The sequence below is a fragment of the Aeromonas sp. 600276 genome (assembly GCF_049175815.1).
GTDB classification, from domain to species: Bacteria; Pseudomonadota; Gammaproteobacteria; order Enterobacterales; family Aeromonadaceae; genus Aeromonas; species Aeromonas dhakensis.
The window spans coordinates 152,108-166,163 of sequence record NZ_JAAKVU010000006.1 but is presented as its reverse complement, the minus strand read 5'-3'; the positions used below and the strand labels follow the sequence as shown (position 1 = coordinate 166,163).

The following is a 14,056-nucleotide window of genomic DNA, read 5'->3' as shown; positions in this document are numbered from 1 at the left end:
CGCGTCATCACTTAATAAGTAGCATTTACGAAATCATATACTTTAGCTTCTTTAAAATCTCTTTTTGATAGAGAAGTGAACGAATTATGCTTAACAAGAATTACGACTATGTCAGCTTTTTGAATAGCATCAGACAGAGATGTCAATTTGACGTTATTACGATTTTCTAATGCTGCTGGCAAAACCTCAATGTTAGGCTCGACAGCCAGGATCTGATAGGCAGGGTTGTTGGCCAGGGTCTTGGTAATATCCAGTGCCGGGCTTTCACGCAGATCGTCGATATCCGGCTTGAAGGCCAGACCCAGGCAGGCGATTTTCGGGTTAACCAGATCGGCAGCCGCTTGCTCTACCTGCTCTACCACATAGTGCGGCTTGTAGTCATTCACCAGACGCGCCTGATGGATGATTTTGGCGGTATCGGGGTTCTGGTTGACGATAAACCAGGGATCGACCGCGATGCAGTGTCCGCCCACGCCGCAACCCGGCTGCAGGATATTGACCCGCGGGTGACGGTTGGCAAGGGAGATCAGCTCCCACACATTGATGCCCTGCTTATCGCAGATCAGCGACAGCTCGTTGGCAAAGGCGATATTGACGTCACGGAAGGCGTTCTCGGTCAGCTTGCTCATCTCGGCGGTGCGCGCTTCGGTGGCGATGCACTCACCCTTCTTGACGAACATCTTGTAGACCTGGGTGGCCGCAGCAGTGCTGGCCTTGTCCATACCACCTATGATGCGATCGTTTTCCACCAGCTCGCGGATCACCTGCCCCGGCAGTACGCGCTCAGGGCAGTGCGCCACAAAGATATCAGGGGTCTGGCCTTCTGCCACAGTGTGGGGGAAGGTCAGATCGCTGCGCTCTTCGGCCAGCCATTTGGCCATCTGTTCGGTGGCGCCGACCGGTGAAGTGGACTCCAGTACCACCAGATTGCCTTTCTCCAGCATGGGGGCCAGGGCGCGAGAGGCACTCTCGATATACTTGAGGTCCGGCTCGTGCTCTTCACCCTTGAACGGGGTCGGTACGGCAATCAGGAAAGCGTCCGCTTTCTGCGGGCTGGTATGGGCACTCAAGTGGCCATCCTGCACCGCCTGCTTGACCAGATCTTCCAGGCCCGGTTCAACGATATGGATCTTACCCTGGTTGATGGTATCTACCGCATGCTGGTTGACATCGACCCCGATAACGCGAATTCCGTTGCTAGCGATGACTGCTGCTGTTGGCAAACCGATATAACCCAGACCCACGACGGAGATGGTTTCAAATTTCATTATTGTGTGCTCTCGATAGTAAAACAGGGGGCAAGAAGCCCCCAAGGACAGGTATGTAATCTGTAGATCAGGCAACCTGCAGGCTGCTGTCGATCTGTTGACCCAGGGCGCCGCTCAGGCCGATCACCGCTTCGACGATACGCTGGCTGGTTCTGCCATCCCCGTAGGGGTTGTTGGCATGGCTCATCACCTGATAGGCCAGCTCGTCATCCAGCAGACGAACCGTTTCCGCGACGATAGTTTCATCACAAGTGCCCACCAGACGCACCGTGCCCGCCTTGACGGCGGCCGGGCGCTCTGTGGTATCGCGCATGCACAGTACCGGTTTGCCCAGGGTTGGCGCCTCTTCCTGAATACCGCCCGAGTCGGTCAGGATCAGGTAGCTCTGCTTCATCAGATAGACGAACGGCAGGTAGTCCTGCGGCTCGATCAAATGCACGTTGTCGAGCCCCTTGAGGTTGCGGTTGACCGGCTCTTGTACGTTGGGGTTGAGATGCACGGGATAGACGATTTGCACATCGTCCCGTTTGGCCAGTACGGCGAGGGCCTTGCAGATGCGCTCAAAGCCATCGCCATGGTTCTCGCGGCGATGGCCGGTGACCAGGATCAGCTTCTTGCTCTGGTCCAGGAAGGGGAAGCGAGCAGCCAGCTCAGCCTTCATGCCCAGGTTTTTATCAATGCGCTGGGAAACCTCAATCAGGGCATCGATCACCGAGTTGCCGGTGACGAAGATGGTCTCGGGAGCGATGTTCTCCATGATGAGGTTTTTCAGCGAGCTGATTGTCGGGGTGTAGTGTTGATCGGCGATGCCGCCGGTCAAACGACGCATACCCTCTTCCGGCCAGGGGGAGTAGATGTTGCCGGTGCGCAAACCCGCTTCCACATGACCCACCGCGATACGGTGATAATAGGCAGCCAGCGTGGCCGCGAACGAGGTGGCCGTGTCGCCGTGCACCAGAATGCGATCCGGCTTGAACTCGGCAAAGACGGGTTTGAGCCCCTGCAAGATGGCAGTGGTCACATCGGTCAGATCCTGACCCGGCTTCATGATGTTGAGATCGTATTCCGGGGTGATCTCGAACAGGTTCAGTACCTGATCCAGCATCTCCCTGTGTTGCCCGGTGACGCAAACCCTGACGTCGACCTGGCGGTTGGCCTGAAAGGCCTTGACGATAGGTGCCATCTTGATCGCTTCCGGTCTGGTGCCAAATACGATCAATACCCGCTGTGCTTTCATCGGCATATTATTCACTCCCGTGTGAGTTAATTGATTTTCGTTTTCCTGAACTTAATAAAGGCTGAGCTCGCGGTTGAGCTGATCCAGCCGGTGTTGCCAGGTGTGCTGGGCAAGCACTATTTCCTTGGCCTGCTCGCCCAATGCGCTTCTTTGTTGAGCATCTTTTTGTAATTGCACACACCATTCTCTTGCCTCCGTGCCACTTGACACGGAAATAACGCTTTCACCAAAAATATTCGCCATGGCTAGCGAGGGGGTACTGATAATGGGGCAGCCGGCCGCAGCCAGCTCAAATACCCGTCTCGAAAGCATGGTGCTCGATTGACTGATGGTATTGAAATTGAGATAGAGCTGATATTGCCGATATGCCTTGGCAACCAGCGCCGGCGAGATGGCCGGTTTGCAATATGGCAGCAATTTTTCTGGATAACTGCAGCCACTGTTGTGCTGCCAGAAGCGGTCAAAAATGAGCAGCCCCCGATCTCGCAGGGCATAGAGCACATCTTCCTGGGTCCGGCTTCGCTCTGCCAGCTCGTTGCCATAGTAGCCCCCCAGAAAGGCGATGCCTGGCCCGCGTTCGCCTGGCTCGGCAGGCAGGTACCAGCGCGGTTGGGCCGCAAACATCAAGACCCCCACATGTTGGAAAGCCTGATGGGGCAGGGCCCGATATCTCTCTACTGAGCCTATGTCGGTGGTATAGACGACGTCGAACAGCGCGGCGGCATCGGCAAAACGTTCGAAATGAAATGGGTCTTCCTTGTTCCAGAAGATGGTGGTTATCTTCCGTTTGCGGCAAAAATCGAGCAGCTTGCTGAGCTCGGGTTTATGTGGCGAACTGTGGGCATAACTGGCAATTTTTCCTTGCCAACTGTTTTTATAACCACGCCAGGTTGATTCAACGAACAGAAAGTCAGGTTTGAATAATCTGAGTTTCCAGCGCCAATCTATTGGGGTGATTTGCACAAGGTCTGCGTCAGGTGACAAGCTGAATGTGGTGAACTGATCCGCCACCAATGCGATGCGTGGTTTTTTATTATTATTCAAACGAATTGACTCACAATTTAAATGGAGTGGCCAGCAAGGCCACTCCATTCATTTATTAAAGGAGCACCAGCGCTCTGGCAGAAATGGCGATCTGATAAAGCACTTCGGTGAGATCCTTGGTGATCTGCAGTGACTTGGTATCAACCTGCGGCAGTACGAATATTTCGTCGCCCGGTTTGATGGCAATCTCTTTATTGTCGAGATCACCCTTCTCGATCTGGCTGAAAGTGCCGTCACGATGCAGCAGCAAGATGCGTGAGTTGCTCGCTTTCTGGGTAAAGCCACCGGCCAGATTGATGTAGTCGGCCACAGTCCGCTTGCTGTCCATCAGGATGGCGTTCGGGAACATCACGTCCCCATGCACCATGATGAGGTTGGTCTGACGCGGGATCCGGATCACATCCCCCGGTTCGAGCCGCACCTCTTCCATATTGGTACCGTTGGCCAGTACCACCTGGCCATTGGGCTGGATGTCTTTGGCACGTTCTACCCATTGCATCAGAAGCTGGGCTTCGCTGTTGCGCAGCTTGGCCTCACCCTCGGAGGATGAACGAGCAGTCAGGATGCTCGCTTCCAGCGCCTTGAGCGAGGATTGCAGCATCTCTTTTTGGCGTACCTTGACCGATTCCCGATAGAGCTGGATGGCACTGAGATCCGCATCCTGGGTCAGTTTCAGCCCGTTGAGGATATCGCCAAGGCGTGCTCCGTACTTGAGCACATACTCCTGGGCACTGTCGTGTTCCCCTTCCACCCGTACCGCGATGGAGGCATAGCGCTTGTCGGCGATCACTTCCACCGTGTCGCCTGAGCTGACCATCTTGCTGTTCAGTTGCTGATCATTGATGGGGTAGTAGTCCATGCGGATATCTTCCCCCTGATTGCGGCTCACCCGGATATGGGTGGCATCGGGGTCAGGTCTGGCCATCTGCATCAGTTCGGCCAGGGTGACATGGGGCTTGCTCAACTCGAACTTGTTGGCGTTGGCCACCTTGCCTCTGACCGTGGTCTGATAGCGCAGCGGCGCCACCACTATGATGTCACCATCGCGCAACTGGGTCGGCAGCAGGGTGCCATTGACCAGGAACTGATAGAGGTTGTAGTGACGCAGGGTCTGGCCATTGCGCTTGAGGGCGACATCCAGATAGCTGCCACGCTCGGGGGAGATGCCACCCGCCTTGTCGAGAAAATAGAGGATGGAATCCCCCGATTGACCGGCAAACAGACCCGGCTGTTTGACAAAGCCAGTGACAAAGATCTTGACCGGTTGGCTGACATCCAGGGTCGCATACACGCTGACGTTTTTCTGATAAACGGTGGTGATGGCGCCGAGCAGAGTGTCGTTGAGCTGTTCGTTGCGCACCCCGGCGACCTTGATGGGGCCCACCTTGGGCAGAAAAATATTGCCCTGATGATCGACCGTCAGCGGCTGATCAAATTCGACACCGCCCCAGAGTTGTACCTGCAGGCGATCGCCAATGGCGATGCGATAATCAGGGTTGAAGCCGTTGAAGGATTCGCGGGCGAACTCGCCGCGAAACAGCCAGTTGCCAAAGACAGGATCCTGGGTCTGGGTGTCGGTAATGACTTTGCGCACCGGCGCCGCTTCTTGCGAGATCTCGAGAGCCAACGCGGGCTGCAACAGCATGCCCAGGCCTAGCGCCAGCAGGCTGGGTTTCAGGTTCAAATGGGATAACATCTTCAAAAAATCACTCCTGATCAGTCCTGGTGTTCACGCAGGGTCGCCAGACCCATCACGACCAGACCGTAGAAAAGACAAAGCAGCACGCCGATGGTTGCCAGGTTGTAGAGACGGCGGGGATATTCAGCCTGTTCGGCCAAGCTGGGTTGGCTGACCACCAGCAGATGCTTGAGTTTGCGATAGGCTTCGACGCGGGCCTGCTCCATGCTGACCAGACCTGTCTTGTAGACATCGGCGGCCAGCTGGGTTTGTACCTGTACCGCCTGATAGTCGGCATTGACCTCGTTGAGGGCCTGTTTCTCGCTGCCGGTCAGCCGCTGTTTCTCTTGTGCCAGCTGGCGGGTGAGGGCATCGACCCTGTCTTTCACCGCTACCACATCCGGGGCATTGGGGTTCATGTAGATTTGCAGGCGCTTGAGCTCGGCGTCCTGGCGTACCAGCTCCGCTTCCAGTTCAGACACCACGCCCATCATGGCTGTACTGGTCGCCTCGGGGCTGATCAGCTGGTGCTGGTTCTGGAAGGCGAGCATCTTTTCCCGCTCACTCAACAGCCGTTCATGGGAGCGAGCCACCTGGGACTCGACAAACTTGAGCTGTTCGACGGCGACCTGGCGGCTCAGCCGGTTGATGAATCCTTCGCTCTCCTTGAGCATCAGCGCGACCACCTGTTTGGCATACTCGGGCTCAAAGGCTTGCAAACTGACGGTCAACACCCCGGAAAGCTCATCCAGGCTGACGGTCAGGTGATCACGATAGAAGCCCAGAAACTCTTCGCGACTGGCGTCTGCCGGCAGGCGGGAGAAGAGGTCAGCACTGTCGCTCTCGTAGTGCTTTTTCAGCTGCAGTTGTTTGTCCAGCGTTTCGAGCATGTCCCAGGATTTGAGGTAATCCTGGATCACCAGCACATCCTGATGATTGCTGCCCCCCAGCCCCAGCATGGAGAGGGCATCCGGCATCATCTTGAGTTGATCCGCTTGCTTGATGATAAGGCTGGCCTGACTGACATAACGATCGCTGGCAATGGTGCCGTAGTAGAGCGCCGCCAGGCTGAAACAGACGACAACCCACAGAAAACTGCCCAGTTTGATCGTCTTTTTCCAAGAGTGGTGGGCTACCTTGTAGCCCTTGGAGTCGATCAGAAACAGCTTGGGATCCCGCTTGAATTTGCGAAGCTTGCGCTCAAGCAGGGCGGTCAGATTGGCTTTGGTCATAGATGTCCGTGGAAATGCTTAATAAGAAGAATTCAGAGCTTTTGGTAGACGGCGATGGCATCTTCGATGTCATCGTGCAGGGTCAATTTCCCGTTTTGCAGCACAATGCCCATATCGCACTGTTGGCGCAGGGTGTTCATATCGTGAGAGACCATGATCAGGCTGGCGGTCTGCCGCTTCTGGGTAAAGACGTCGATGCACTTTTGTCTAAATCTGGCATCCCCCACCGAGGTGATCTCGTCGGTGAGGTAGATATCGAAATCAAAGGCCATGCTCACCGCAAAGGAGAATTTGGACTTCATACCGCTGGAGTAGCCCTTGATGGGCAGTTCAAAATGCTGGCCGATTTCCGAGAATTCTTTGACCCACTCCTCCACGGCAGCCGTGTCGTGCACACCGTGGATCCGGCAGACGAAGCGGGTATTTTCCCGTCCCGTCATGCTGCCCTGAAAGCCGCCGCTCAGGGCCAGCGGCCAGGAAACCCGGCTATGGCGAGTCACCTTGCCCTTGCTCGGCATATCCATCCCCCCGAGCAACCGCAGCAGCGTCGACTTGCCCGCGCCGTTGGCACCGAGAATGCCGATATTGCGATCCCCTGGCAGGGTGTAACTGACATCTTTTAGCACGTAATGGCGACCAAATTTGGTCGGGTAATATTTTGTGACGTTGTCCAGCGTGATCATAGGGTTAGCTTGCAATTAGACGGCGATGGCTGAGGCGATAGGCACTCATGGCAAACGTGAGCAATATCAGGGTAATGCCGGCCAGATAAGACCAGTTTCCACCTTGGGTCTGGTAACCGGCGATCCAGCCGGAGCGGATAAGCTCAAGGGCATGCACAACGGGATTCCACAACAGCAGATGCTGATAACTCTGTGGCACCGCCGCCAGTGGAAAGAAAACGGCGGAGATAAACATCATGGGGCGCATCAGAATGGGAAGCAGTTTTTTGGCTTCTTCGGAAAGAGATGCCGCAATACAAAACAGGGTGCCCAACGCAAAGGAGAAGATCATCAACAGACCATAGCCGGTCAGCACCGCCAGCGGGTCGGCAGGCATGGCATCAAAGCCAAACCAGATAAGTCCCAAAATAAGCACAAAGGCTACCAGCACGCCGATCAGGGTTTCCAGTACAAAGCGGGAAAACAGGGTGGCGAAGGGGGTCACCTGCCGATAGCAGAACAGCCCCTTGTTGGCACTGACTGCGGATTGCAACTGGCTGACCACGTTTTGAAACATCATAAAGGGTAGGTAACCGGCGGCGATAAAGACCGGTGCTTCCACCCCGCCGAAACCGGTGCGCTGGCGCATACCAAAGATGAAACAAAACAAGGCAATCGCAATTAGAGGATCGAGCACGGCCCAGGCGTAGCCCATCCGGTAACTGCCGAAACGGGTCTTCAGTTCACGCATCAGCAGGCCAAAGGTAACATCCTTCAGCACGGCCAGCGAGGTTCGGCGATGAGTTGATAAAATGGGGGTGTTCAATTTTTAATCTTTCATCAGCGTATGAAAATCAAGAGGGGCGACTCTAGCATAAAGGTTTGGCAAAGCAGCAATGTCTTGAAAGCGAATAATTCATTGCGCAATGCTAGGTAACTATATTGCGTTATCGGTATGTTAATTGTTTGTTTCTGTGTTAATTTGCTTAGGGTATAGCTACCGCACGGCAATGACATATTCCCGGCGTAAAGAGCAGATTGTGTTGAATAAAAATAAAATGGGGGTGATAGCGAGGCGTAGCTTGTTGATGGCAACAAACATAAGTGGACTTGCAAAGCAAGTAATCAACCCGTGCATATGACGTCGTTCTGTGACGCGCGTCATGCTTAATTTTATTTGCGCTGCATACTACCTACCAGCTGCAATTGAGTCAACACGCATTATCAATTGTTCGTAAACGCGACCAAATAATATAACCAATTGTTGTATATGTGTTTTTTTTGAAACTTAATGGTAATTGACACGAACATGGTGAGTATTGATGGCGAAAAAATGATTAATTAAGACTTTTCTCATACATCCCTCATCCTCAATAAAATTCTATTTTTGTGATCTGCATTTCTTGCTTTTATGTGTATTTCGATGTTGGTGCTTGATGTTATTTTGTTGTTCAAATAACGGACAGGTCTTTTTGTTTATTCTGACAAAGTGAGCCTTTTCCTTGATTTGGTAGACTATTTGACATGAAATGTTGATTTTTTTAGTTGTTAATACTCAATTGACAAACCTCCTTCTGACTGACTATGTCTGTTATGTACTCGCTTGCACTTGGATGTGGCGGCGCAAACAACAGGGATGGTGGAGGAGACGATGAACGCTAATTCGATCTTGCTTTCAGGATTGCTGGCGACCATGGCTGTCAGTACGGGAGTCTTCGCCGAGGATGACATAATGGCACTGCAGCTTGGCAAACCAGCCGAAGACGAAAAGCTCGATATCTATAGTGTCGATGTGAAATACCACCACATGTTTTGGCGTTGGGGTGACTCAGGCTGTCAGCTGGGTTTGGGTGTCCGGGGCGGCATGTTGAAGGTCGGAGATGACAGCACTGCCAGACTAGGAACCGGAGCCAGGGCTGAGTGCCTGTGGGGTAACTGGGTAGTCTGGATCCCGGTTGAAGTGCTCTGGCTGGCGGAGCATGAGTTTGGCCACCGCGGCAATGGTTTCAAGGACTATGGCGGGCCATTTCAGTTTTCAAGCGGTATTGGTCTTGGCTATGCGCTGACGCCGAACTGGCTGATTGGCTATCAATATGAGCACATGTCCAACGCCAACATGTATGAACAGAACCCGGGTCTGGATAGTCACTCCATCCACATTGAATATCGCTTCTAACCTCGCTTGCCGTTCACAAACAAAAGCCCCTGGAACAGGGGCTTTTGTTTGGCGGGTGATAATCAAGCCCTGCGTCGGGATCAGCGGCCCAGGTATTCCCGGTCGAAGAAGGTGTTGACCCAGTGGGGGCGGTAGATGGCGAGCAGGGTCATGGTCATGCCGTTGAGCAGGGCTTCGGGGAAGAGCAGCAGTGGCCAGATGGAGAGGTAGTCGGCGCTGATGGTGTACCAGGGATAGGTGTCGCTCAGACCCATCAGCAGGGCGCTGGCCACCACCTTGACCGAGATGGAGAGGGCGCCGCCAAGAAAGGCCACCACGAACAGATAGACGAACAGGTGGCGCGGCAGCCAGGCCCAGCTGGCCAGAAACAGCAGCCAGGTGGTGGCGACCGGCAGGGCCACGCCGATGAGGGCCTGCCAGCCGATGTCTGCAAGCTTGATGACATCAAAATAGCCGAGCACCAGCAGGGTGAGGCAGGGGGCAAGCAGGGCGAGGCGCCAGCCCAGCAGCAGGGTCAGGCTGGTGAGGCCGAGAAAGTGCACCTCCAGTCCGTCGTGCAGGCCGGCCCGCAGGGTCCAGAGCGGCACCAGCACGATGGCGCCGCCAAGGCAGAGGTGCTGGTAGAGCGGATTGTCGTGGAGGGTGCGCAGCAAGGTGCCACGCAGGCTGAATGTGAGCAGCAGTACCCAGAGCAGCAGGGCGGCGGCTTGTCCTTCACTCATGGCAGATCCTTGTCCGGTGACGGCATGCAGGTGGGCGAGGCCCGATGTGAAAGGGGCCGGCGTTTTCCCGGCCAGCCCCTGAGCTATCAATATTTGACGTTGTTGTGGTACTTGGCGAGGATGCCCTGGACGCGGTCCATGGTCTCCTTGCTGGGCGGCTTGATCCCGGTGAGATCATAGGTGTCGCCCAGTACGTCCCACTTGTGCTTGCCGAGTTCGTGATAGGGCAGCAGCTCCACCTTCTCGACGCACTCTCCCAGCTCGGCGATGAACTGGCCGAGCCCCTCGGCGCTCTCGTCATCGTCCGACCAGGTCGGCACCACCACGTAGCGGATCCACATGGTCTTGCCCTTAGCGGCCAGGTAGCGGGCAAACTCCAGGGTGTACTTGTTGCTGACGTGAGTCAGCGGAATGTGCTTGTCGTCGTTGATCTGCTTGATGTCGAGCAGCACCAGATCGGTATTGTCGAGCACCTTGTCGAGCTGTTCGTCGTAGTGACGGACGAAGCCGTTGGTGTCGAGGCAGGTATGGATGCCCTTCTCCTTGCAGGCGGCGAACAGTTCGGCGATGAAATTTTGCTGCAGCATGGCTTCGCCACCGGAGGCGGTGACGCCGCCACCCGAGGCATTCATGAAGTGGCGATAGCTGGTGATGTCGCTCATCAACTCCGGCACTGTCACCTCGCGGCCGCCCTGGGTATCCCAGGTGTCGCGGTTGTGGCAGTACTTGCAGCGCATCAGGCAACCCTGCATGAACACGATGAAGCGTATTCCGGGGCCATCGACGGTGCCGCAGGTTTCAACGGAATGGATCCGGCCAATGACCCCGGATGTATCGGTGGTCACACTGGTTTCAGCGGCGGTGCCGCTGACTTCGACAGCAGGGATCCGATTAATGACAGACATAGACGACTCCAATGATTCGAGCAGGCCGTTATTTTATTACATAAAGCCCTATAAATCCTACATGTTTAGCCCGGTACCGGGGCACCCAGCAGGCTCTCGAGGGCTTTGGCGGTGAGCGGTCTGCTGGTCAGGAAGCCTTGATAATGCTGGCATCCGAGGGCTTTGAGGATGGCGAGCTGCTCTTCGTCCTCCACCCCTTCGGCGGTGACGGTAAAACGAAAAACCTTGGCCAGTTCCAGGATCGCCTTGACGATGGCCTTGTCCTGCTCGCTGTGCACCAGGGTCTGAATGAAGCTTCTGTCGAGCTTCACCTCGTCCGCCGGCAGGTCGCGCAGGTAGGCGAGCGACGAGTAGCCGGTGCCGAAATCATCGATGGAGAGCAGGATGCCGAGCTCCTTGAGCTGGCGCATCCTGGCGATGCTCTCCAGCCGGTTCTCCAGCACCACGGATTCGGTCACCTCCAGCAGCAGGCGGGAGGGGGGCACCCCGGTATCGCGCAATATGTATTCCACCTGCTGCACGAAGCCTGCGGTGTGGAACTGGCGGGCGCTGACGTTGACCGACAGATGGGGAATGGCCAGCCCGCGGTTGAGCCAGAAGCTGTACTGGGCGCAGGCGGTCTTCATCACCCAGTAGCCGATGTCCTGGATGAGGCTGGTCTCCTCGGCGATGGGGATGAACTCCGCCGGCGGCACCATGCTGCCGTCGCTGCGTTGCCAGCGCAGCAGCGCCTCGATGCCGGAGAGCGCGCCGTTGTCGACCCGGTATTGCGGCTGATAGTGCAGTTGCAGCTCGTGGTGGCGCAGGGCGTCGCGCAGCTGGTTGTTGAGCGCCAGCTTGCTCTTCTCTTTCTCCGCCATCGCCTCGCTGAAGAACACATAGTTGCCCTGGCCGGATCGCTTGGCCATGTGGGTGGCGGTGTCGGCCTGCTGCATCAGCACCAGGTGATCCTTGTCCTCGCTCGAGAAGAGGCTGATCCCCACCGAGGCGCTGCAGTGCAGCTTGTGATCCTCGATGTCGAACGGGATGCGGAACAGCCCCATCAGCTCGCGGGCGAAGTGTTCTGCCAGGATCTTGGCGGTGACATAACCCTGGCCCAGGGCGCTGAACAGCAGGGCGAACTCGTCCCCCGAGATACGGGCCAGCACAAGATTGTCCTGGGGCAGGGTCTTGAGCCGCTCCACCACCGCCTGCAGCAGCAGATCGCCGCAGGCATGGCCGAGGGAGTCGTTGATCGACTTGAAGTTGTCCAGATCCACCAGCAGCAGGGCGCCCCACTGGCCGCTGGCCTCCTGCAGAGTGCGCTGCATGATGTCGTTGAGGCTGCGACGGTTGTAGAGGCCGCACAGATCGTCGTAGTAGGCGAGCTGCTCGATGTGGCGCGCCGCCTCCTTCTCCTTGCTGATGTCGTAGAAGCTGCAGACGTAGTGGCTGATCTCGGCGTGCTCATCCTGCACCCCGCTCACCATCAGCCGCACCGGAAAGAGGTGGCCATCCTTGTGCAGACAGCGCTCTTCGCCCATCCAGAACTCCTGGGCCGCCACCGCCTCGCGCACGTCCTGCGCCAGGTGATCGCCATAGTAGGTGGGCCTGAGCCGGACGATATGCTGGCCGATCATCTCATCGTCGGCAAAGCCGGTGATGCGGCCAAAGGAGCGGTTGACCTTGAGGATGATCCCCTTGTGATCCATCACCAGCAGACCGTCGTGAGTGTTGAAGGCCACCTCGGCCAGCCGCAGCGCATCGTCGGCGGCCAATCGTTGCAACTCGACGGCGGCCCGCTCGTGCTGGCTGCTGAGGGCGTCGAGCAGCGGCATGGGGTCGGCCAGTGGCGTGTCGAGCAGCAGAGTGAGCTGGCCGATGGGGGCGCCCTGCGAGCCGTGCAGCGGAATGCCGACATAGACGGGGGCATTGAGTGCCAGCAACTGGCTGGCCTGGGGATAGCGCAGGGGCAGGTCTTCCACATAGACAGCCTGGCCGTGCTGGAACAGCTCCTGGCCAGGCCCCGGGTCCATCTGGATGGGCTTGAGCACCGAGAAGGTCTCCCCCTCCAGAACGCAGCGCGGGATCATCCAGAGATCCTGGCCGCGGGGCTGGTACTCGCCAATCCAGCCGATGCGCGCGCCGCTGATGCCCATGGCCCAGCTCACCAGGGCGCGGCAGTAAGCGATGCCGGTCAGCAGGGTGAGCTCGGCAGGCAGCGTCAGCACGGCGGGCTGGACCGGTTCCGGCACCGGTTGCCAGTGGCCGAGCAGCTGGGCGCTGTGACGCACCAGTTGCAGCATCTCTTCGCTCAGCGGGGTGGCGTTGAGGTATTCGAGGCTCAGCACGCCGATGAGTTTTTCCTGCTCCAGCAAGGCACCGTCCAGACGCGAGCTCACCCCGGCATTGGCCAGATAGTAGTGCTGACTCAGCATGGGCTGGTGCGCAGCTTCCGAAAAGCTCAGGGACTTGCGGGTGCGCAGGGCGCGGATGTAGCGACTGTCGCCGCGAATGGCGGCTACCTCGTCGGCCCCCAGGGTAAAGACCGGGGTCAGCTGCTCGCTGCCGAGGGGGCCGTTGGCCTGATAGTGCCAGAGGATGAGGCGATCGGCCCCCAGGCTCTCCTTGAGGGCCTCCAGCATGGCGGCAAACTGCTGCTGGCTCGCCATCTGGCTCAGGCGCGGCAGTTGTAGCGCCAGGTCGGCCACCGGCTCCTGGCGCAGGGTCTGCAGGCAGATGAGCCAGAAGGCGTCTTGTTCGTGGGAGAGGGCAATGTGCCACTGCTGGCCAGCAAAGCGCAGCACCAGCTTGCCGCCTTGGCCGTTGCTGAGGGCCTGTTCGATGGGCAGGCGCAGCGCATCCGGCAGCTGGGCCGGCCAGGGGCCCCTTGGCTCATCGAGCCAGTAGAGCGGGGTTTGCATCACATCGGTCAACGCGACCAGCCGTTGGCTGCGCACGTCCAGACGAAAGAACAGCGGTGTCTGGCTGGCAGAAGAGAGATGACTGAGCGCGGTTGACGACATGAACTGATAACATCCTGTTGAACGACTGTCGGGTGGCAAGAATACTGCAAAATCGGTGCAAACAAAATTTCATTGAAATCTAAATTAGAAAATACTAATTTAATGTCAATTTGTCGTTGACTGGAGT

The 14,056-nt window shown here is 56.8% G+C and carries 11 protein-coding genes; 1 reads left to right on the top strand and 10 read right to left on the bottom strand.

The window, feature by feature from the left end; genetic code table 11:
• Window positions 1-11: 11 nt before the first annotated feature.
• The 7 genes from wecC to G5134_RS08200 all read right to left on the bottom strand — a co-directional run bounded on the left by wecC (window position 12) and on the right by G5134_RS08200 (window position 7,947).
• Window positions 12-1,268, bottom strand: coding sequence for a UDP-N-acetyl-D-mannosamine dehydrogenase (gene wecC, locus G5134_RS08230; protein ID WP_421231955.1), 1,257 nt, complete (start codon window positions 1,266-1,268; stop codon window positions 12-14).
• Between the two features lie 67 nt (window positions 1,269-1,335).
• Entirely contained in the window at window positions 1,336-2,511 is a 1,176-nt protein-coding gene (gene wecB, locus G5134_RS08225) for a non-hydrolyzing UDP-N-acetylglucosamine 2-epimerase (protein WP_017765956.1), read from the bottom strand.
• A 45-nt stretch (window positions 2,512-2,556) separates the two neighbouring features.
• The gene (locus tag G5134_RS08220; RefSeq protein WP_421231954.1) at window positions 2,557-3,549 is read right to left on the bottom strand and encodes a CgeB family protein; all 993 of its coding nucleotides are present in this window, start codon (window positions 3,547-3,549) and stop codon (window positions 2,557-2,559) included.
• 55 nt (window positions 3,550-3,604) lie between these two features.
• Window positions 3,605-5,233 (bottom strand): polysaccharide biosynthesis/export family protein, encoded by a 1,629-nt coding sequence (locus G5134_RS08215; RefSeq protein WP_042008107.1) that lies wholly within the window; start codon window positions 5,231-5,233, stop codon window positions 3,605-3,607.
• A gap of 32 nt (window positions 5,234-5,265) precedes the next feature.
• Complete coding sequence (locus G5134_RS08210; RefSeq protein ID WP_010634347.1) at window positions 5,266-6,459, bottom strand: capsule transporter KpsE; 1,194 nt, start codon at window positions 6,457-6,459, stop codon at window positions 5,266-5,268.
• A gap of 32 nt (window positions 6,460-6,491) precedes the next feature.
• On the bottom strand, window positions 6,492-7,142 hold the full coding sequence (locus G5134_RS08205; protein WP_010634346.1) for an ABC transporter ATP-binding protein: 651 nt from the start codon (window positions 7,140-7,142) through the stop codon (window positions 6,492-6,494).
• 4 nt (window positions 7,143-7,146) lie between these two features.
• Window positions 7,147-7,947, bottom strand: a complete 801-nt coding sequence (locus G5134_RS08200; RefSeq protein WP_010634345.1) for an ABC transporter permease — start codon at window positions 7,945-7,947, stop codon at window positions 7,147-7,149.
• 825 nt (window positions 7,948-8,772) lie between these two features.
• On the opposite strand from G5134_RS08200, the gene G5134_RS08195 reads away from it, so the two are divergent.
• Window positions 8,773-9,297 (top strand): acyloxyacyl hydrolase, encoded by a 525-nt coding sequence (locus G5134_RS08195; protein ID WP_042008261.1) that lies wholly within the window; start codon window positions 8,773-8,775, stop codon window positions 9,295-9,297.
• Window positions 9,298-9,377: 80 nt separating this feature from the next.
• On the opposite strand, the gene G5134_RS08190 is transcribed toward G5134_RS08195, so the two are convergent.
• From G5134_RS08190 to G5134_RS08180, 3 genes are all read right to left on the bottom strand, one after another.
• Window positions 9,378-10,019: an energy-coupling factor ABC transporter permease gene (locus G5134_RS08190; protein WP_117404108.1), complete on the bottom strand. Its 642-nt coding sequence runs from the start codon at window positions 10,017-10,019 to the stop codon at window positions 9,378-9,380.
• Between the two features lie 86 nt (window positions 10,020-10,105).
• Window positions 10,106-10,924, bottom strand: a complete 819-nt coding sequence (gene pflA / locus G5134_RS08185) for a pyruvate formate lyase 1-activating protein (protein WP_017765948.1) — start codon at window positions 10,922-10,924, stop codon at window positions 10,106-10,108.
• Between the two features lie 65 nt (window positions 10,925-10,989).
• Window positions 10,990-13,929, bottom strand: a complete 2,940-nt coding sequence (locus tag G5134_RS08180) for an EAL domain-containing protein (protein WP_421231953.1) — start codon at window positions 13,927-13,929, stop codon at window positions 10,990-10,992.
• Window positions 13,930-14,056 lie beyond the last annotated feature (127 nt).

Excerpts from the sequence above, each read along its gene's own strand:
- wecC (WP_421231955.1), bottom strand. The coding sequence starts at position 1,268 with ATGAAATTTGAAACCATCTCCGTCGTGGGTCTGGGTTATATCGGTTTG.
- wecB (WP_017765956.1), bottom strand. The coding sequence starts at position 2,511 with ATGCCGATGAAAGCACAGCGGGTATTGATCGTATTTGGCACCAGACCG.
- G5134_RS08210 (WP_010634347.1), bottom strand. The coding sequence starts at position 6,459 with ATGACCAAAGCCAATCTGACCGCCCTGCTTGAGCGCAAGCTTCGCAAA.
- G5134_RS08205 (WP_010634346.1), bottom strand. The coding sequence starts at position 7,142 with ATGATCACGCTGGACAACGTCACAAAATATTACCCGACCAAATTTGGT.
- G5134_RS08195 (WP_042008261.1), top strand. The coding sequence starts at position 8,773 with ATGAACGCTAATTCGATCTTGCTTTCAGGATTGCTGGCGACCATGGCT.
- G5134_RS08190 (WP_117404108.1), bottom strand. The coding sequence starts at position 10,019 with ATGAGTGAAGGACAAGCCGCCGCCCTGCTGCTCTGGGTACTGCTGCTC.
- pflA (WP_017765948.1), bottom strand. The coding sequence starts at position 10,924 with ATGTCTGTCATTAATCGGATCCCTGCTGTCGAAGTCAGCGGCACCGCC.
- G5134_RS08180 (WP_421231953.1), bottom strand. The coding sequence starts at position 13,929 with ATGTCGTCAACCGCGCTCAGTCATCTCTCTTCTGCCAGCCAGACACCG.